Raw genomic sequence first — 18,398 nt, 5'->3', positions numbered from 1 at the left:
CCAAGGACCTCCATGATCGCCAGCCTCCGCCCGCCACGGCGCCTCGCCCTGATGGCCGCCGCCGCCCTGCTCGCCGCCGCCTGCGGTGCCGCGGCCGCCGCCGACACCTATCCCGCCAAGCCGATCACCATCGTCGTGCCCTTCCCGGCCGGCGGCGGCACCGACGTGATCTTCCGCGCGGTGCAGGTCAGGCTGCAGGCCGAGCTCGGCGTGCCGGTGATCATCGACAACCGCGCGGGCGCCGGCGGCACGGTGGGCACCGGCTATGCCTCCAAGGCCGCGCCCGACGGCTACACGCTGGTGGCCGCCACCACCACGACCATCGCCTCGGCCCAGGCCGTCTACCCCAAGCTGCCCTACGACCCGCTGGCCGATCTCGCGCCCGTGGGCACGCTGGGCACCACGCCCTTCGTGCTGGTGGTGGCACCCACGCTGCCCGCGAAGAACCTCGCCGACTTCATCCGCGACGCCAAGGCCAGGCCCGGCACGCTCAACTACGGCAGCATCGGCAACGGCACCGCGAGCCACCTCGCGGGCGAGCTGTTCAAGCAGCGCACCGGCATCGAGATGACCCACATTCCCTACCGCGGCGCGGCGCCCGCGCAGACCGACCTGATGGCCGGCCAGATCCAGGCGCTGTTCGACAACCCCACCGCGCTCGCGCCCCAGGTGCGCGCCGGCCGCATGCGCGCGCTCGCGATCAGCCAGCCCTCGGCGGTGTTTCCCGAGCTGCCGAGCTTCGAGGCCGCGGGCATCAAGGACTTCAAGCCCGAGCTCTGGTACGGGCTGATGGCGCCCGCGGCCACGCCCAGGCCGGTGGTGGAGCGGCTGCGCTCGGCGCTCGACAAGGCGCTGCAGGACCGCAACCTGCGCGCCGACATGATGGCCAAGGGCGTCTCGCCCGCGAGCTGGTCGCCCGAGCAGTTCGGCCAGCGCGTGCGCGCCGACATCGCGCTGTGGGGCGGCATCGCGCGTTCCGTCAACGCGAAGGCGGACTGAATCATGACCATGCAGCTCGTTCGCGTCTTCGCCCGCCCCGGCACCCGCGCCGGCGGCAACCCGGCCCCGGTCTGGCTCGATGCCGATGCGATGTCCACCGAGGACATGCAGGCCCGCACCCGCGAGAGCGGGCACGAGTCGGTGTTCGTGCTCGCGCCCGACGATGCCGCCCGGCACCGCCTGCGCATGCGCTACTTCGTGCCGCGCCACGAGATGGAGATGTGCGGCCATGCCACGCTCGGCGCGCTGTGGCTGCTGCACGAGCGCGGCCGCTGGAGCGGCGAACCGATCGCGGTGCAGACGCTCAGCGGCACGGTGCACGGCCGCTTCGTCGACGGCGCGGTCGAGATCAGCCAGCCCAGCGCCAGCATCGCCGTGGTCGACGCGGCCCTGGTGCGCGAGATCGCGCAGTGCCTGGGCATCGACCTGGTGCAGATCGTCGCGCCCGTGCTCAACGCCGCCACCAGCCGCGTGAAGACGCTGGTGCGGCTCGAGAGCCCCGAACTGCTGCACGGCCTGCGGCCCGACTTCGCGCGCGTCGAGGCGCTGTGCGACCGGCTCGGCTCGACCGGGCTCTATCCCTTCGCATCGAACGCCGACGTGCAGGGCACCGAGGTCAGCGCGCGCCAGTTCCCGCGTTCCTCCGGCTATCCCGAGGACGCGGCCACCGGCATCGCCGCCGCCGCGCTGGCCTGGGGCCTGCGCGAGATGGCGCTGGTCGGCGCCGACGGCACGCTGGTCACGGTGCGCCAGGGCGAGGCCATGGGCTCGCCCTCGGCGATCCAGGTGCGGCTGCCCGCGCAGGCCGATGCCGCCGAAGGCTGCTGGCTGCGCGGCGACGCGCAGGCGATGGACGAGGTGCCGCATGACTGATGCCGACCGGCGCCTGGAGGCGCTCGCCGCCCAGGCGGGCCACGATGCCTCGCCCGCCGCGCGCCCCGCGGGCCGCTATGCGAGCTTCGCGCGCGCCGGCGAGCTGCTGCATTCGAGCGGCGTGGTCGGGCGCGAGAACGGCGCGGTGATCGCGGGCACTATCGACGACAGCGACGCGGGCATCGCGCTCGGCGAACGGGCCGCGGTCGCCGCCGCCATCGCGCTGCTGCGTGCCGCGCGCACCGAGCTCGGCGGCCTCGACCGCGTGCAGAAGATCGTCGCCCTCACCGGCTACCTGCAGACCGGGCCCGGCTTCACGCAGCATGTGCGGGTGATGAATGCCGCGAGCGAACTGCTGCGCCAGGTGTTCCCCGACCAGCCGCTGCCCGCGCGCACCACGGTCGGCGTGGCCTCGCCGCCGGGCGGGGGCGCGGTCGAGATCTCGCTGGTGCTGCAGGAGCGGTCGGCGGACTGAAGGCGGGGCCTCAGGCCCCGAGCCAGCGCACCACCAGCGGCACCAGCAAGGCCGTCGCGATGCCGTTGAGCCCCATCGCGAGCGCCGAGAACGCGCCCGCGGTCTCGTTGACCTGGATCGCGCGCGCGGTGCCGATGCCGTGCGCCGTGATGCCGACCGCGAAGCCGCGCACCGCGGGCTCCTCGATGCGCAGCAGGTTCAAGAGGCCCGTGGCCATGATCGCGCCCGCGATGCCGGTGATGGCGGCCGCGACCGCCGACAGCGACGGCAGGCCGCCGATCTTTTCCGACACGCCCATCGCGATCGGCATGGTGGCCGACTTCGGCGCCAGCGACATCAGCAGCTCGTGCGAACCGCCGAGCGCCCAGGCGATGCCCACGGCCGACACGATGGCCGCCACCGAGCCCGCGAGCAGCGCCACGCCGATCGGCAGCCACAGCCGGCGCAGCCGCGCCACCTGGCTGTAGAGCGGCACCGCCAGCGCCACCGTGGCCGGCCCGATCAGGAAGTGCACGAACTTCGCGCCCTCGAAGTAGGTGTCGTAGGGCGTGCGCGTCGCCAGCAGCACGGCGACGATCACGATCACCGACACCAGCACCGGATTGACCACCGGATTGGCCCCGCTGCGCCGGTGCAGCCACAGCGCGCCCAGGTAGGCCAGCAGCGTGAGCGCGAGCCACAGCAGCGGCGACTGGGCCAGGAAGACCCAGATCTCGGACAGCTTCGCGGGCGCGCTCATTGGGCGTCCTTGCCGGTGATGCGGATCATCCAGCGCAGGGTGAGCGCGGTCACGGTCATGGTGAAGGCCGCGCCCAGGATGCCCGCGGCCAGGAACGGCAGCCACTCGCGGCCCACGCGCTCAAAGTGCAGCATCACGCCGGTCACGGCCGGGATGAACAGCAGCATCAGGTTGCGCAGCAGATGGCCCGAGGTCTCGCCCAGGCTCTCGGGCACGCCGCCGCGCCACAGCAGGCCGGCGAACAGGAACAGCATGCCGAGCAGCGGACCGGGCACCGGCAAGCTCAGCCACTGCACCAGCAGTTCGCCGGCGAGCTGGCAGAGAAAGAGCGTGGTGATGGCGTAGAGCATGGAAGAGGTCCTCGTGGTCGTTCTTGCCGGCTAGTTTGCACCCGCCAGGCGCTGCCATGCGGCGTGCAGCGCGGTCTGGCTCGCGGGAGGCAGCACGCCCATGCGCACCTGGCCCGGCAGGCCGAAGGACGCGCAGTCGCGCAGCTTGATGCCCTCGGCGCGCAAACCGGCCAGCAGGCCCGCGAAGTCGGTCGCCATCGGCTGCGCGAGGTGGTAGTTCGCCACGCTGGGCGTGCTCTGCCAGCCCATGCGCGCGCACAGCGCGAGCTGCGCGGCCTTCCATTCGCGCAGCGTGGCCAGGCTGTCGCGCACCCAGGCCTGCACCGCGGGCTCGGCCCAGGCCGACAGCATCGCCACGCCATGCGCGCCCACGGGCCAGGAAGCGCCCAGGCGCAGCAGCGCGCCCACCGCCTCCTGCGCGTCGGCCGGCGCGATCGCATAGGCCGCGCGCACGCCCGTCATGCCCAGCGCCTTGTTGGGCGACCACATCTGCCAGAGCCGGTCGAGCCGCGCGGGCGCCAGCGCGAGTTCGCCTTCGAGCCGCAACGGTTCGTAGGCGCGGTCGAGCACGAAGGGCACGCCCTCGGGCAGCGCGGCGATCGACGCGGCCAGGCCGGGCTGCGCCTGCCCCTGCGGCGCCGACGGATCGCAGCACCACGCGAGCCGCGGCCGCCGCGCCGCCTGCGGCGCACGCACCACCTGCAGGCCCCAGGCGCGCGCGGCGGCCGCGTAGTCGCCATAGGAGGTGGCCGGCAGCACGACCTCGCCGTGCGCGCCGCGATCCTCCCGCGCCACCCAGGCGGTGATGCGACGGATGAACTCGCTCGCGCCGGCCGCGATCACGATGCGCCAGGGCGCCACGCCATGCAGCGCCGCGAGCCGCGCGCGCAAGGCCGTGTAGGCCGGATCGGGGTAGCGCGTCGCATCGGCCGCGCGCACCCGCGCCAGCGCCTCGGGGCACGGGCCGCAGGCATTGGCATTGGTCGAGAAATCGTGCGCGGGCGCGCCGAGCGCATCGGGGCCGCCATGGGTCGGGGTGAAGTCGAGCTCGCTCATCGCGCCCCCATGAACAGCAGAACGACCGGCAGCCAGGCGGCCAGCGCCAGCAGCAGCACGGCGCGCTGACCGAAGCGGGCCGCACGCGCGGTGTCGGCGGGCATTGCGGCCCGGCCCTCGGCGTTGAGCGCATAGACCGCGGGCTTGGCCAGCCGCACGCCGAGCAGCAGCGCCATCGCGGCCATCGGCCAGCCGCTGTTGGGCGACGGCGTGCGGCGCGCCTCGCGCGCGAGGCCGCGCGGCCAGCGCCCGGCCGCCATTGCCAGCAACAGCACCGTGAGCCGCGCGGGCAGCCACGACAGCAGGTCGTCGGCGCGCGCGGCCCATTTGCCGGCCCAGGTCCAGTCGCGGCCGCCGCGCTCGCCGCGGTAGCCCCACATCGCATCGGCCGTGTTGGCGAAGCGGTAGAGCGCCGCGCCCGGCAGGCCCAACAGCAGGAACCAGAACACCGGCGCGACCAGCGAATCGTTGAGGTTCTCGGCCAGCGATTCGATCGCGCTCTCGCGCACCTCGCGCTCGCCGAGCAGCGAGACATCGCGGCTCACGAGGCGCGCGAGCCGCGCCCGGCCCGCCTCCAGCGATTCGCCGAGCGCGGCCTCGACCGCGAGCACCTCGTCGCGCAGCATGCGCCAGGCGAACAGCGGCTTGAGCAGCAGGCCCAGCAGCAGCGCGAAGGCCCAGGCCGGCAGCGCGTTCTGCAGCACCGCCTGCAGCGCGACGGCGATCGCGAGCACGGCCAGCGCCCCCGTGCACCAGGCGATGGCGCCGAGCACGAAGGCGCGCCCTGCCTGGCCGGAGGCCGCGCCGAACGGCGGCGCGATGCGCGCGCCGGCCCAGCCCAGGTAGCGCCCGATCCACACCACCGGATGCCAGCGCGCGGGCGGCTCGCCGAGCCAGAGGTCGACCGCGAGCGCGATCCACATCGCGGCCAGCATGGCCAGCACGGGAGCGGTGAAATCGATGGCCGGCATGGCGCGATTGTCCCGAATCAGTGAACGGGCCGCGGCCGGCGGTGCCGGTGCCACTGGGTCAGCGCGCCGAGCGCGAACAGCGCCGCCATGCCGAACAGCGCCCAGAGCGTGCGCACCACCGAGGCGCTGCGCGGCGCGGGCACGGTCTCGGGCTGCGGTTCGAGCCGCAGGCCGCGCACGGGCTGGGTCGCGGCCGCCTCGCCTTGTCGGCTTTCACTCGGTGCCGGCGACTCGGCCTGCGTCGCGGGGGCCGTGGCGCCCTGCACCTCCACCGGCACCACGACCGGCTTCGGCGGCGCGTTCATCGCCGCGCCCGCGAAGCGCTCCACCGCCACGTTGCGCTCGCGCAGCCCGCTGGCCTGCGCCGCCTGCGAATAGGCCTGCGCGAGCTCGCGCCGCGTCGCGGCATCGGGCGACCAGTAGTTCAGGCGCACCGCATCGAGCATGCGTTCCAGCGTCTGCGCGTAGGCCGCGCGGTTCGCGCCCTCGAGCCAGGCGCGCGTGCCGAGCCGCTCGCGGTCGCGCACATAGGTGTCGTGCAGCGACTGCCACTGGTCGGGCCGCACCGTGGCCGGCGCGGTCACCTGCCAGCCCCAGAGGAACTGCGCGGTCTTCAGCACCTGCAGCGCGCCGCTGTAGCCCTCGGCCTGCTGCGCCGCGATCCATTGCGGGTGCAGGTAGCGCGTCTGCATCTCGCGCGCGATCGCGCCGGCGGCGGTGTCGGTGCGCACCGCGCCGGTGTCGCGCAGGTTCTGCACATAGAGCGCCGGGTCCTTGCCCGTGAGATGGCGCACCGCCTGCGCGATGCCGCCGAGGTACTGGAACGGATCGTCGTTGGTCAGCACGCCATAGAGGTTGGAGCTGCGCGCCATCAGCGCCGCGTCGACCTGCGCGAGATTGCCCGCGAAGGCACCGGGCCGCGCGGCACCCTCGAGGCCCTGGCCATAGGCATGGCCCATGCGGTCGATGAACAGGCCCGCCATCTGCGCGTCGCCGCCGCCGCGGCGTTGCGAGCGCCAGAGCTCGCTCGCGAGCGCGGCCTCCTCGAGCCCGGCGCCGTAGCTGCCCTGCTCGTTCGAGAACACGCGCGCGGTCGACCAGCGCGTGGCCTCCGCCTCCGACGCGCCCTCGCCCCGCAGCCGCCGCGCCAGCGCCTCGCTGTGGCGCGCGACCGCGTTGGCGCCCGCGGGCTCGCGCAGCGCCGCCACCTGCCGCACCGCTTCGTCGAGCCAGCGCATCACGTGCGGGAACTGGTCGCGGTACGAGCCCGTCACGCTGACCAGCACGTCGATGCGCGGCCGCTTCAAGGCCGAGGCGGGCAGCACCTCGATGCCGTTCATGCGCCCCGCCTCGTCCCAGCGCGGCCGCACGCCCAGCGCGTGGAAGGCCTGGCTCTCGAGCACGCCCTGATGGCGCGAGGCTTCGCCGGCCCAGAGCGTGAACGCGATCTTCTCGGGCGCCTTGCCGCCGTGGGACTGCGCGTAGGCCGCGATCCAGGCGTCCATGGCGGCCACGCCGGTGTCCCAGGCCGCGCGCGTGGGCACGCGGCTGGGATCGAAGCCGTAGAGGTTGCGCCCGGTCGGCAGGCTGTCGGGATTGCGCACCGGATCGCCGCCATAGCTGGCGCGCAGATAGCGGCCGTCGAGGGCCGTCAGCAGGCCCTCGATCTCCTCGTTGTGCGCCAGCGTCGCGTCGAGCTGGCGCACGCGCGTGGCCAGCGCGCGCAGGGTCTCGGCCTGCGCGGGCGCGGTGGTTGCACCGTCGAAGTCGGCATCGTCGAGCACCCTCGCCACCCAACGCCCCAGCGGCGAATCGGCCATGTCGGCCGGCTCGCGCAGGAAGGTCTCGTCGAGGTCCTCGCCGAGCGCGGTCGCGAGCGGCTTGCCGACGATCTGCAGCAGCGTGGCGCGCCGACGCCGGGCATCGGGCGCCTCGCCGAAGGTCGCGAGGCCCAGCGGCTGCGCGGTCTGCGCGAGTTCGTCGAGGTAAGGATGCAGCACCGCCACGAAGCCCGCGAAGTCGGCGCGGATGCGCGCGGCGGTCCAGGCCAAGTCGCGGTCGTAGCGCTGGGCCACGAAGTCGGCCAGCAGTTGCCGTTCGAGCGCGGCCTTGACCGGGCCGGGGGCGAGCGTCTCCCAGTCGTGCATGCGCTCGTGCATCTGCGTGAGGCCCGGGCGCAAGCCGGCCGGCGAGAACATCGGCGTCGAATGGCTGACCATCGTCGCGCGGCCGCGGCGCTTGGCGGTGGTGGCCTCGCCGAGGTTGTCCATCACATAGGGATAGATGTTGGGCAGGTCGCCGAGCACCAGCAGCGGATCGTCCTGCACCGACAGCCCGCGCTCCTTGCCGGCCGACCATTCGACCGTGCCGTGCGTGCCCACGTGCACCACGGCCGAGGCGCCGAACTGCGTGCGCAGCCAGAGGTAGGTGGCGAGGTAGGCATGGCCCAGCGGCACCGCCGAGCGGTGGTAGACCTGCTGCGCCTTGTCCTTCACCGCCGTGCCGGGTTCGAAGCGCGGCGGCTGGCGCAGCACCACCACCTTGCCGAAGCGCACGCGCGGAATCACGAAGGCCGGCGCGCCGTCCACCGTGCGCAGCTGGGTCGAGCTTTCGGGCGCGCCCCAATAGGCCTCGATGCGCTGCTGCGTTTCGACGGGCAGCGCGCGGAACCATGCGAGGTAGCGCGCGAGCGGCAGCGTGTCGGCCAGGCCCTGCGCGAGCAGCGGCTGCAGTTCGTCGGGTCCCGGCGCCGGGTAGGACGCCTTGAGCGTGGCCTGCACCTGCGCGATCAGCGTCTCGGGCGCGGGCGCCTCGGTCCGGTAGCCGGCCGATTGCATGGCCGCGATCATGCGGCTCACGCTGCGCGGCACGTTGAGGAAGGAGGCGCCGAAGTTGGCCTCGCCCGGCGGGTAGTTGTAGACCAGCATCGCGACCCGGCGCTGGTCCGCGCTGGTGCGCTGCAGCCGCAGCAGCGCGGCGGCCTTGTCGGCGACCGCCTCGATCTGCGCGGGCAGCGGCTGCAGGCTGCCGCTCGCGGCATCGCGCGCGCTCACGAGCATCGGGTCGGTCATGCCGGCGAGTTCGCTCGGGCTGTAGTAGGCGGCGATGTCGGACTGAGCCAGGCCGTCCTTGCTCTGCGCCCACTGCGCCGCATCCATGGCCAGCGACGGCAGGGTCTGCAGCACCGGCACGCCGATGCGCTCGAACTCGGCCTTGCGCTCGTTGGGCGTGAAGACCAGCGCGGCATTCACGATCAGGTCGGCCACGCGGCGGCCACCCTCGGCCTGGGTCATGCGCGTGTAGAGGTCCTTCTGCTGGCGCGGACCGTAGAAGGCATAGGCGCGCAGGCCGCGCTGCGCGAGCGCGGCGATCATCGCGTCGAGCCAGGCCGTGTCCTCGCCGGTCACGGTGGCGGCATTGACCGCGATCGCCACCGTGCCGTTCGTGCCGGGCAACTGTTCGACCGCCTCGATGCTTGTTTCGATGCGCGGCCATCCCGGGTGATAGAAGCCCGCGAGCGGCGTCGCCACGGGTTCGGGCAGGCCCTCGGACACGCCGACCCTGGCGAGCGCCTGCATCGACGCCGAGAGATTCGCGCCGCCCGCGAAGCGCCAGTAGGCGCGCAGCCGCTGCGCCCAGGCCGCATCGACGCCACGCTCGGCCGCGAGCGGCGGCGCGGCCGTGAGCTGGCCCCGGGCGACCAGCGCGAACTCGCCGACCAGCACATAGGGCGCCGCGCTGCGCGCGATCGCGTCGCCGAAGCGCGCCGCCGCGGCCTGCGCCACGCTCAGGTGCGGCGCATCGATCACCAGCAGCCGCGCGCCCTCGAGCGCGGCCGACAGGGCCTCGGGCGAGTCCCGCGTGGCCGACAGCACCTGCAACGGCAGCCCGGCCTGCTGCGCCGCGGCCTGCAGCCGCGCCACGCGCGCGGGCGACACCAGCGAAGTCGCGAGCACAACGACCGGGCCAGCTGCCTGTTGCTGCGCCCAGGCCGGCACCGCCACCAGCCACGCCAGCAGCCACAGCGCGACCCAGCGCCGCGGCAGGCTCACTTGCCGCCCTGCACCGGCACCGCGTCGGCCGGCACGTAGACCATGGTCCCGTCCTTGAGGCGCCAGGCCGTGCCCGCGCGTTCGCCGTCGCCCTCGCCGGTCGCGCCGCTGGCCTTGAAGCGCGTGATCTTGCGGCCCTCGCGCGTCACGATCTCCATGTTCGGCTGGCCCTCGTTGCGGATCACCGTGACCTTGTCCTGCGCGAAGGGGTTCATCGGGTTGTTGATGACCGCGATCATCAGCATGCCGATCACGACCATGAAGACGTCGATCAGGTTGATGGTCGAGAGCACCGGATCGTCGTCGTCGCCGTCCAGGCTGCTCAGGATGGAGAACTGCCGCTTGGTCATGAAAGCCGATCCCGTGCGTCGAGCAGCATCACCAGCTCGCGCATCAGCCAGCGCCGGCGCACGGTGTAGACCACGAAGGCGATCGAGGCCGAGGCCAGCGCGACGATCACGCTCGCGAAGGCCGGCGCGAGGCTCTGCGCCACGCCCTGCGACTCGCCCGAGGCCACGGCCACCAGCGCGGGGCCCATCGGGATCATGGTGGCGATCAGGCCCAGCATCGGCGCCACGCGGCTGCACAGCCGCACGCCCTCGAGCTCCTTGAGCACGGCCAGCTCCATCTGCTCCTGGCTGGCCTGCGCATGCGGCGCCAGCACCAGCGCGCGCGACGGGTCGCGGCGCCGCTGCAGGTATTCGACGCCGAAGGCACCGAGGCACCACACGGCATAGACGAAGGACAGCAGCACGCCCAGCGTCACCGGCCAGAGGAACAGGCGCGCGAGCTCGAACAGGACGGTATCGAAGGCCAGCATCAGGCGGACTCCAGGTCAGGCGAAGAAGGATCGGGATCGAACAGGTCCGCGGGCCGGCCCCAGGCCTCGTCGAACACCAGCGACGACAGCGGCGCGCGCCGCGCCCAGCGCTCGCGCTGCAGCATCGGCTCCTCGTAGAAGCCATGCACCGGCCCGAGGCACAGCAGCGCGATGATCTCGGCGCCAGCCGGCAGGCCCAGCAGCGCCGCCACCTCGGCCGGATCGAACAGCGAGACCCAGCCCATGCCCAGCCCCTCGGCGCGCGCGGCCAGCCAGAGGTTCTGGATCGCGCAGGCCGCGGAGGCCAGGTCCATCTGCGGCAGGGTGCGGCGGCCGAACACATGGTGCTCGCGGCCGTCGGCCAGCGTCACGGCGAGCAGCTCGGCAGCGTCGAGCAGGCCCTCGACCTTGAGCCGCATGAAGGCGTCCTCGCGCTCGCCGAGCGCGCGCGCGGTCAGCACGCGTTCGCGCTCGACCGTCGCATGCAGGCGCGTGCGCAGGGCCGCGTCGCGGATGCGGATGAAGCGCCAGGGCTGCATGAAGCCGACGCTGGGCGCATGGTGGGCCGCCTCGAGCAGCCGGCGCAGCAGCGCGGGCGCGACCTCGCCGCCCGCGAAATGCCGCATGTCGCGCCGCTCGTGGATGGCGCGGTAGACCGCCCTCGCCTCCTCGGCCGCGAACGCCTGGCTCATCCGGCTCAATCCTCGATGCCGCGCTGCGCCGGGATGCCGGCCTTGAAGGCATGCTTGACCAGCGTCATCTCGGTCACGGTGTCGGCCAGCTCGATGAGCTCGGGCGGGCAGCGGCGGCCCGTGAGCGCCACGTGCACATGTTTCGGCCGCGCGCGCAGGGTCTCGAGCACGCCCTCGAGCGGCAGCCAGCCGTAGATCAGCGGGTAGGTGATCTCGTCGAGCACCACGAGGAAGTACTCGCCCGAGAGGATCGCGGCCTTCGCCTTCTCCCAGCCGTCGCGCGCCAGCTGCCCGGAGCGCTCGAGGTCCTGGCTCTTCCAGCTGAAGCCGTCGCCCAGGCCCTCGATCGGGATGCCGATCTGCTCGAACATGCGGTGTTCGCCGAAACGCGCGCTCGGCACCTTCATGAACTGGTAGATCTTCACGGCCTTGCCGCGGCCATGCGCGCGCAGCGCCAGCCCGAAGGCCGCGGTGCTCTTGCCCTTGCCGTCGCCGGTGTTGACGATGACGATGCCGCGGCGTTCGCCTTCGGGCTTCTCGTAGGGCTTCTCGCTGGGTGGGGTTTCTATCTGCATGGGTGGGTCTCTTTCAAGGCTTTCGAATACGGGCAGCCGGACGCAGAGGACGCGAAGGTTTCGCGAAGGACGCAAAAGAAGACATCCAAAAATTTTCTTTGAATTCTTTCGCGCCTTTCGCGATACCTTCGCGCCCTTCGCGTACGGCTGTCCGACCCCGCATTCATCGCGGCAACGCAATCCATTGCTCGGCCACGCGATGTACGCGAATCCGGTGATCGAACACCTGCTCGAGCGCCGCATGCGTCGCGGGATCGCTGCTGCCGCCGTGGTGCACCACGCGGCCGCGGTCCATCACCACGAGTTCGTCGGCGGCCAGGGCCATGGGCAGTTCGTGCAGCACGCTGACCACGGTATGGCCCGCGGCGACCAGCGCGCGCACGGTCTGCATCCAGTCGGCCTGGTGCGGCGGGTCGAGGTTGGCGAGCGGCTCGTCCATCAGCAGCAGCTCGGCCTCGACCGCGAGCGCGCGTGCCAGCAGCACGCGCTGGCGCTCGCCGCCCGAGAGCTGGCCCAGCGGGCGTTCGCGCCAGTCCCAGGCCTGGGTGGCGCGCAGCGCGCGCTCCACGGCGGCGCGGTCGGTGGCGTCGGGCGCGGCCAGCCAGCGCTGGTGCGGCAGGCGGCCGAGCATCGCGACGTCGTAGACCAGCAGGTCGTCGGCCGCGCCCTCGCCCGCCACGCCCTGGCCCAGCCACGAGAGGCGACGCGCGCGCTGGCGCGCCGGCAGCTTCGCCGCGGGCTCGCCGAACAGCCGCAGCTCGCCGCGGTGCGCGAGCAGGCCCGCCAGCACCTTGAGCAGGGTCGACTTGCCGGCGCCGTTGGGGCCGACGATGCTGGTCCAGCGCGCGGCCGCGATCGCGAGGTCGATGCCGTGCAGCACCTCGGTGCCGCCGAGCGCCGCGCTCACGCCGCGCACCTCGAGCGCCTGGGCGGTGGCGGCCGTCATGAGGCCGTGCCCCTCGCGGTGCGCCGGTGCATCAGCCACAGCAGGTAGCTGCCGCCCAGCACCGCCGTGAGCACGCCCACGGGCAGCTCCTGCGGCGCGATCAGCCAGCGCGCCAGCAGGTCGGCCGCCATCAGCAGCAGCCCGCCCATCGCGGCCGACAGCACGATCAGCCGCGCATGCGTGGTCTTGACGACAGAGCGCACCAGGTGCGGCGCGGCCAGGCCGACGAAGGCGATCAGGCCGGTCTGCGCCACCGCGGCGCCGGTGGCCAGCGCCAGCACCACCACCAGCGCGGCGCGCATCGCGCCCAGCGGCAGGCCCAGGCTGCGCGCGGTGGCCTCGCCGAGCGCCAGGCCGTCGAGCACCGGCGCCAGCGCCCAGGCCAGCAGCAGGCACAGCGCGCAGGCCAGCGCCATCACCGCGCAGGCGCTCCAGCCGACAAGACCGGTGTTGCCGAGCGTGAAGCCCTGGATCGCCTGCAGGATGTCGGCCGAGGCGATGGTGATCAGGTCCTTCATCGCGCCCAGCACCACGCCCACGATCACGCCCGCGAGCAGCAGCCGCAGCGTCTGCTGCACGCCGCGCGCGAGCAGCAAGGTGAGCATCACGGCCGCCATCGAGCCGAGGAAGGCCGCGCCCGTGAGGCCCAGCCGCACCACCCACTGCGCGCTGGCGGCCGAGCCGCCGAAGAACAGCAGCGCCAGCGCCACGCCCAGCGAGGCGCCCGAGGCGCTGCCGAGCAGGAAGGGATCGGCCAGCGGATTGCGGAACAGCCCCTGCGCCACCGCGCCGGCCAGCCCGAGCAGCGCGCCCGCGAGCCAGGCGCCGAGGGTGCGCGGCAGCCGGATGTCCCACACGATCTGCAGCGACACCGGATCGTGGCGCGCCGACAGGAAGCTCTCGAAGCCGGTGCTGCCGATGCCCAGGCCGAGCAGCAGCAAGGCGGCGCCGAGCACCAGCAGCGCGAGGCCGAACAGCACCACGCGGCGCAGGTGGCCCGCGGGCATCAGCGCGCGCCTCCCTTGTCTGCCTTGTCGCCCAGGCATTGCGCCATCAGCCGTGCCGCCTCGTCCATGCGCGGGCCGGGGCGCACCAGCACGTCGGACTGCTCGGCCGTGAAGCGGCAGATGCGCCCTTCGCGCACCGCGCGCATGGTGCTCCAGCCCGGGCGCTGTTCGAGGCCCTGCGCGCTGCGCACGCTGACCATGATCAGGTCGGGATTGGCGCGCACCACGTATTCGGGATTGAGCTTGGGAAAGGGGCCGAGCGCCGCGGGCACGATGTTTCTGGCGCCCAGCCGCGTCAGCGTCTCGCCGATGAAGGAGGATTCGCCGGCCGCATACGGGCCGCTGTTGACCTCGAAGTACACGCGCACGCCGCGCGCGGCGGCCGGCAGCGACTGCGCCACGGCCGACACCGCCGCATCGATGGCGCGCCAGACCGCCGGCGCCTCGTGGGTGCCGAGCACCTGGTCGAGCTTGCCGAGCACGCGGCGCACGTCGGCATGGTTCTTCGGCTCGAGCACCAGCACCTTGAGGCCCAGCGCCTCGAGCCGCTCGGTCACGCGCGAGGACTTGGCGAGCAGCACCACGTCGGGCTTGAGCGCCACCACGGCCTCGACATTGGGGTCGATGCCGCCACCGAGTTGCGGCAGGCCGCGCACCGGCGCCGGCGAATTCGAATAGCGGTCGACCCCGACCAGCCGCGCGCAGGCGCCGAGCGCGCAGACCGATTCCGTCAGCGAGGGCAGCAGCGTCACGATGCGCTGCGGCGGCTGCGGCAGCTCGACGCTCACGCCGCGCTCGTCGACCACCGCGAGCGCGCTCGCGGGCGGCGACCACAGGCCCGTGGCGAGTGCCAGTGCCGCCAGCGCGGCGGCGAGAAAGCCTTTCATCGGCCCGGCTCCTTCAGGGTCAGCGGCAGGCCCGCGGCCATCAAGGTGACGCGGTGACAGACACCGGCCACATCCTGGTTGAGCCGGCCCAGCGCATCGACGAAGGCGCGCGTCTCGCGGCCCAGCGGGATCACGCCCAGGCCGATCTCGTTGCCCACCAGCACCACGGGACCGCGCGCATCGCGCAGCGCGCCCAGCAGCAGGTTGATGTGCGCGGTGGGCGTGCGCGAGACCGGCCGCGCGCCCACGGCGCGCAGCGGCATCAGCAAGTTCGTGAGCCACATCGTGAGGCAGTCGACCAGCACCAGCGATTCGGGCGTGCTCTGGGTCACGATGGCGCGCGCCAGCTCGACCGGTTCCTCGATCGTGCGCAAGCTGGGCACGCGCTCGGCGCGGTCGGCCTGGTGGCGCACGATGCGCTCGCGCATCTCGTCGTCGTAGGCCTGCGCGGTGGCGATCAGCACCGCGCGACGCTGCTTCGGCGCGGCCGCGAGCCAGTCGGCCGCGCGCTGCTCGGCGCGACGCGACTTGCCGCTCTTCTGGCCGCCGAGGATGAATTCGTGTTCAGGCGTCAACGCGATGCTCCTGGGCAACCGGTGCCCCGGTTTCGAGCGGCGCGGCATCGAACAGCCGCGCGGTGGCTTCGGGACTGGAGGCGAACCAGGCGTGGAAGTAGCTCGCGCGCACGGCGCCGCGCACATAGAGCGCCTCGCCGCCGGCCGTGCCTTGCGGGCGGCGCGAATGGGCGGCCGGCACCAGCGGCGTCTCGCAGCGCGAGTAGTGGAAGGTATGGCCACGCAGCGTGTGCGCGCCCAGCGCGAGCGCCTGCGGGCCGAGGCCGGCGAGCCGCTTCTGCAGCGTGACGCGCCCGGGCAGCAGGCCCCAGAGCGCATGCACCGCAGCTTCGTCGCCATCGCCGATGCCGGGCACCGCGATCTCGTCGAACAGCGCCATCATCCCGCCGCATTCGGCCCAGATCGGCCGGCCTGCGGCCGCATGGGCGGCGAGCGCGGCGCGCAGGTCCGAACGCCGCGCGAGCGTGGCGGCATGCAGCTCGGGATAGCCGCCGGGCAGCCACAGCGCATCGCAGTCGGGCAGCGCCTCGCCGGCCAGCGGCGAGAAGAAGACCAGCCTGGCGCCGAGCGCGTTCAGCGTGTCGAGGTTGGCCGGGTAGATGAACGAGAAGGCCGCGTCGCGCGCGATGCCGATGGTGCGGCCCGCGAGCAGCGGCGCGATCGGTGCGACCTCGCCGGCCGGCGGCGCTTCGAAGCGCACCTGCGGCAGCTGCAGCGACCCCAGCGGCGTACCGGCCAGCGCATCGGCCACGCGGTCGAGCCGCTCGGCCGCGTCGCCGAGCTCGTGCGCCGCCACCAGGCCCAGGTGGCGTTCGGGCAGCGAGAAGCCCGCATCGCGCGGCAAGGCGCCGAGCCAGTCCGCGGGTTCGCGCAGCGCGCCGCGCAGCATGTCGGCATGGTGCTCGCCGGCCACACGATTGGCCAGCACGCCGGCCCAGGGCAGCCCGGGCCTGAAGCTCTGCAGCCCATGCGCCAGCGCGCCGAAGGTGCCGGCCATCGCATGGGCATCGATCACGGCCAGCACCGGCAGGCCGAAGCGCTGCGCCAGGTCGGCCGCGCTCGGCGTGCCGTCGAACAGGCCCATCACGCCCTCGACGATCACCAGGTCCGACTCGGCCGCGGCCGCATGCAACCGTGCGCGGCAGTCGGCCTCGCCAGTCATCCACAGGTCGAGCGAATGCACGGGCGCGCCGGTGGCCAGCCGCAGCCAGTGCGGGTCGAGGAAGTCGGGCCCGCACTTGAAGGCGCGCACGCGCCGGCCCTGGCGCGCGTGCAGCCGCGCGAGCGCGGCGGCCACGGTGGTCTTGCCCTGCCCGGAGGCGGGCGCGGCCACGAGCACGGCGGCGCAGCTCGCCGCGCGATCAGGCAGGTGTTGGCTTACTGGGGCGTCCACTTCAATCCGACGTACGCGTTGCGGCCGTTGGTAGCGTAGCCGCGCGCGAGCATGTAGTCCTTGTCGCCCGCATTGTCGATGCGCGCGACCAGGTCGACGTCGCGCACGATCTTCGTGCTGGCCACGAGGTTCAGCAGCGTGTAGCCGCCGAGCTTCAGGGTATTGGCCGCGTCGTCGTAGCGCTGGCTCGAGGTCTGCACCTCGGCGCCCAGCGTCCAGCCACCGAGGCGCCAGTCGGCGCCCAGCGTGGCATAGCGCTTGGCGCGGCGCGCGAGCAGCTTGTCGGTGGCCAGGTCGCGCGGGTCCTGGAAGTCGAGCGAGGCGCGCAGCGTGACGTCGCCGATGCGGTGGCCGGCCGAGAGCGTCACGCCCTCGTAGCGCGCCCGCGCGGTGCTGCCGTAGCAGCCGAAGGACGAGGCGCAGCCCTTGGCGGTCGAGTCGAACACGATCAGGTTGCGCACCTGGTTGCGGTAGACCACGATGCCGGCGTTGGTCGGGCCATCGGTGTACTTGAGGCCGAGCTCGACGTTGCGGCTCGACTCGGGCTGCAGGTCGGGCTTGCCGTATTCGCTGAAGCGCTGGTAGAGCGTGGGGGCGCGGAAGGCGGTGCCGGCCGACGCGGTCACGCGCAGCTTCGGCGTGATCGCGAAGCCGTAGGCTGCGCTGCCGGTGGTCTTGCCGCCGAAATCGCTGTCCTTGTCGTGGCGCACGTTGAGCTGCAGCGAATGCGGGCCCTGCACGAAGCCATAGCCGAGCGCCACGGCATCCTGCGAGCGCTTGCCCACCAGCCCCTTGTCGGTAGCGCTGGTGGGCGCGTTTTCGAGCCGGTCCTCGCGGCGTTCGAGTGCGGCCGTCACCAGGTGCGCCCCGAAGCGCAGCTCGTTCTGGAACAGGTAGCCGCGCAGCCGGGTCTCGGTGCGGTAGTACGAAGGCATGGTGCTGTAGACCGATTGCGAATCGGTCACCTGCAGCCGCGTGCTGTAGACCTCGTTCCATTGCGCCGACCAGGTGAGGCCTCCCGTCAGCAACCGGTTGCGGCCCAAGTCGTCGAGGTAGTAGGCCGGCGGCTTCTTGGCGGTGACCCTGTTGTCGTAGCGCGCCTGCATGTCGTTCGCCAGCGCAGTGGCCTCGATGCGTTGGCCGGGCGCGATCTGCCAGCCCAGGCGCACATTGCCCGAGGTGGTGTTGTAGCCGTCGCGGTCGGGGCTCGTGAAGCCGTCCTTGAGCGGGGCACGCTTCTCGAGCGGCTGCACGTTGAAGCCCCGGCTTTCCTCGTGCGCCACGCCGAACGAATAGTCGAAGGCATTGGCCTTGCCGCTGATCGCGGCCTCGGTGCGGAACAGGCCATGGCTGCCGACGCCAATGCCGATCGAGGGCGACACGCCTTCTTCGCCGCGCTTGGTGAACAGCTGGATCACGCCGCCGATGGCGTCGGAGCCGTAGACCGCGGCGGCCGGGCCGCGCAGCACCTCGATGCGGTCGATCTGCGAGAGCGGAATGGTCTGCCAGTTCGCACCGCCCGTGGTTTGCGAATCGATGCGCACACCGTCGAGATAGACCGCGGTGAAGCGCGTTTCGGCGCCACGGATGAACAGGCTGGTGTTGTTGCCCACGCTGCCGTTGCTCACGATCTGGATACCGGCCTGGCGCGCGAGCACATCGGCCACGCTTGCGGCCCCGCTGCGCTCGATGGTCTCGCGGTCGATCACCGAGACATCGGCCACCAGGTCCGACAGCGGCTGCGCGGTGCGGGTGGCCGTGACCACCGTCTCGCCGAGCACGCCGGGCTGTTGCTGTGCCGAAGCGGCCGATGGCAGCTGGGCCAGCAGCAGGCCACCGAAGGCCGGCACCAGGGCCAGCGGCAGGCCGGCCAGGCGCGCGCGCAAGGAGGACGCAGAAACGCGAGCGCGCGAACGGCGCGAGAAGGAAACGCAGGAAATCATGGAATGAGCGAACGAACGTCTATGCCCCTTGCCGGCCTCCCCGCC

18 protein-coding genes are annotated in these 18,398 nt (G+C 72.9%); 3 read left to right on the top strand and 15 right to left on the bottom strand.

Going from position 1 to position 18,398, the window contains the following annotated elements:
- Positions 1–12 precede the first annotated feature (12 nt).
- The 3 genes from AC07RV_RS08180 to AC07RV_RS08170 are packed head-to-tail and all read left to right on the top strand — an operon-like array spanning position 13 to position 2,347.
- On the top strand, positions 13–999 hold the full coding sequence (locus tag AC07RV_RS08180; protein WP_296776676.1) for a Bug family tripartite tricarboxylate transporter substrate binding protein: 987 nt from the start codon (positions 13–15) through the stop codon (positions 997–999).
- A 3-nt stretch (positions 1,000–1,002) separates the two neighbouring features.
- Positions 1,003–1,872: a PhzF family phenazine biosynthesis protein gene (locus tag AC07RV_RS08175; protein WP_444814127.1), complete on the top strand. Its 870-nt coding sequence runs from the start codon at positions 1,003–1,005 to the stop codon at positions 1,870–1,872.
- Entirely contained in the window at positions 1,865–2,347 is a 483-nt protein-coding gene (locus AC07RV_RS08170) for a RidA family protein (RefSeq protein ID WP_296776680.1), read from the top strand. The genes AC07RV_RS08175 and AC07RV_RS08170 overlap by 8 nt, the downstream gene beginning before the upstream one ends.
- A 10-nt stretch (positions 2,348–2,357) precedes the next feature.
- Here the strand turns inward: AC07RV_RS08170 and AC07RV_RS08165 are convergent, their stop codons facing one another.
- From AC07RV_RS08165 to AC07RV_RS08095, 15 genes are all read right to left on the bottom strand, one after another.
- Positions 2,358–3,086: an LrgB family protein gene (locus AC07RV_RS08165; RefSeq protein ID WP_296776682.1), complete on the bottom strand. Its 729-nt coding sequence runs from the start codon at positions 3,084–3,086 to the stop codon at positions 2,358–2,360.
- Positions 3,083–3,436: a CidA/LrgA family protein gene (locus AC07RV_RS08160; RefSeq protein ID WP_057591611.1), complete on the bottom strand. Its 354-nt coding sequence runs from the start codon at positions 3,434–3,436 to the stop codon at positions 3,083–3,085. Before AC07RV_RS08160 ends, AC07RV_RS08165 begins: the two co-directional genes overlap by 4 nt.
- 30 nt (positions 3,437–3,466) lie before the next feature.
- Entirely contained in the window at positions 3,467–4,492 is a 1,026-nt protein-coding gene (locus AC07RV_RS08155; RefSeq protein ID WP_296776685.1) for an aminotransferase class I/II-fold pyridoxal phosphate-dependent enzyme, read from the bottom strand.
- Positions 4,489–5,463 carry an adenosylcobinamide-phosphate synthase CbiB gene (cbiB, locus tag AC07RV_RS08150; RefSeq protein WP_296776687.1) on the bottom strand — a complete coding sequence of 325 codons (975 nt, stop codon included), beginning with the start codon at positions 5,461–5,463 and terminating at the stop codon, positions 4,489–4,491. The genes AC07RV_RS08155 and cbiB overlap by 4 nt, the downstream gene beginning before the upstream one ends.
- A gap of 17 nt (positions 5,464–5,480) precedes the next feature.
- Complete coding sequence (cobN, locus tag AC07RV_RS08145; RefSeq protein WP_296776689.1) at positions 5,481–9,515, bottom strand: cobaltochelatase subunit CobN; 4,035 nt, start codon at positions 9,513–9,515, stop codon at positions 5,481–5,483.
- Positions 9,512–9,865, bottom strand: coding sequence for a DUF2149 domain-containing protein (locus tag AC07RV_RS08140; RefSeq protein ID WP_296776692.1), 354 nt, complete (start codon positions 9,863–9,865; stop codon positions 9,512–9,514). The genes cobN and AC07RV_RS08140 overlap by 4 nt, the downstream gene beginning before the upstream one ends.
- Positions 9,862–10,335: a MotA/TolQ/ExbB proton channel family protein gene (locus AC07RV_RS08135; protein WP_208513237.1), complete on the bottom strand. Its 474-nt coding sequence runs from the start codon at positions 10,333–10,335 to the stop codon at positions 9,862–9,864. The genes AC07RV_RS08140 and AC07RV_RS08135 overlap by 4 nt, the downstream gene beginning before the upstream one ends.
- Positions 10,335–11,027 (bottom strand): 5,6-dimethylbenzimidazole synthase, encoded by a 693-nt coding sequence (bluB, locus tag AC07RV_RS08130; protein ID WP_296776696.1) that lies wholly within the window; start codon positions 11,025–11,027, stop codon positions 10,335–10,337. The genes AC07RV_RS08135 and bluB overlap by 1 nt, the downstream gene beginning before the upstream one ends.
- Positions 11,028–11,032: 5 nt before the next feature.
- Positions 11,033–11,602, bottom strand: coding sequence for a cob(I)yrinic acid a,c-diamide adenosyltransferase (gene cobO / locus AC07RV_RS08125; RefSeq protein WP_296742543.1), 570 nt, complete (start codon positions 11,600–11,602; stop codon positions 11,033–11,035).
- Between the two features lie 163 nt (positions 11,603–11,765).
- The gene (locus AC07RV_RS08120; protein ID WP_296776700.1) at positions 11,766–12,548 is read right to left on the bottom strand and encodes an ABC transporter ATP-binding protein; all 783 of its coding nucleotides are present in this window, start codon (positions 12,546–12,548) and stop codon (positions 11,766–11,768) included.
- Positions 12,545–13,555: a FecCD family ABC transporter permease gene (locus AC07RV_RS08115; protein ID WP_296776702.1), complete on the bottom strand. Its 1,011-nt coding sequence runs from the start codon at positions 13,553–13,555 to the stop codon at positions 12,545–12,547. The genes AC07RV_RS08120 and AC07RV_RS08115 overlap by 4 nt, the downstream gene beginning before the upstream one ends.
- Entirely contained in the window at positions 13,555–14,442 is an 888-nt protein-coding gene (locus tag AC07RV_RS08110) for an ABC transporter substrate-binding protein (protein ID WP_296776705.1), read from the bottom strand. The genes AC07RV_RS08115 and AC07RV_RS08110 overlap by 1 nt, the downstream gene beginning before the upstream one ends.
- Positions 14,439–15,065, bottom strand: a complete 627-nt coding sequence (locus tag AC07RV_RS08105; protein ID WP_296776709.1) for a bifunctional adenosylcobinamide kinase/adenosylcobinamide-phosphate guanylyltransferase — start codon at positions 15,063–15,065, stop codon at positions 14,439–14,441. The genes AC07RV_RS08110 and AC07RV_RS08105 overlap by 4 nt, the downstream gene beginning before the upstream one ends.
- Positions 15,007–16,410 carry a cobyrinic acid a,c-diamide synthase CobB gene (locus tag AC07RV_RS08100; RefSeq protein ID WP_296776712.1) on the bottom strand — a complete coding sequence of 468 codons (1,404 nt, stop codon included), beginning with the start codon at positions 16,408–16,410 and terminating at the stop codon, positions 15,007–15,009. The genes AC07RV_RS08105 and AC07RV_RS08100 overlap by 59 nt, the downstream gene beginning before the upstream one ends.
- Complete coding sequence (locus tag AC07RV_RS08095) at positions 16,395–18,353, bottom strand: TonB-dependent receptor domain-containing protein (protein WP_296776714.1); 1,959 nt, start codon at positions 18,351–18,353, stop codon at positions 16,395–16,397. Before AC07RV_RS08095 ends, AC07RV_RS08100 begins: the two co-directional genes overlap by 16 nt.
- Between the last annotated feature and the right edge of the window lie 45 nt (positions 18,354–18,398).

It is taken from the genome of Variovorax sp. GW821-FHT09B01 (genome assembly GCF_059418345.1).
Note: the sequence above shows the minus strand (reverse complement) of the source record. Positions and strands in the feature narration are given on the sequence as shown.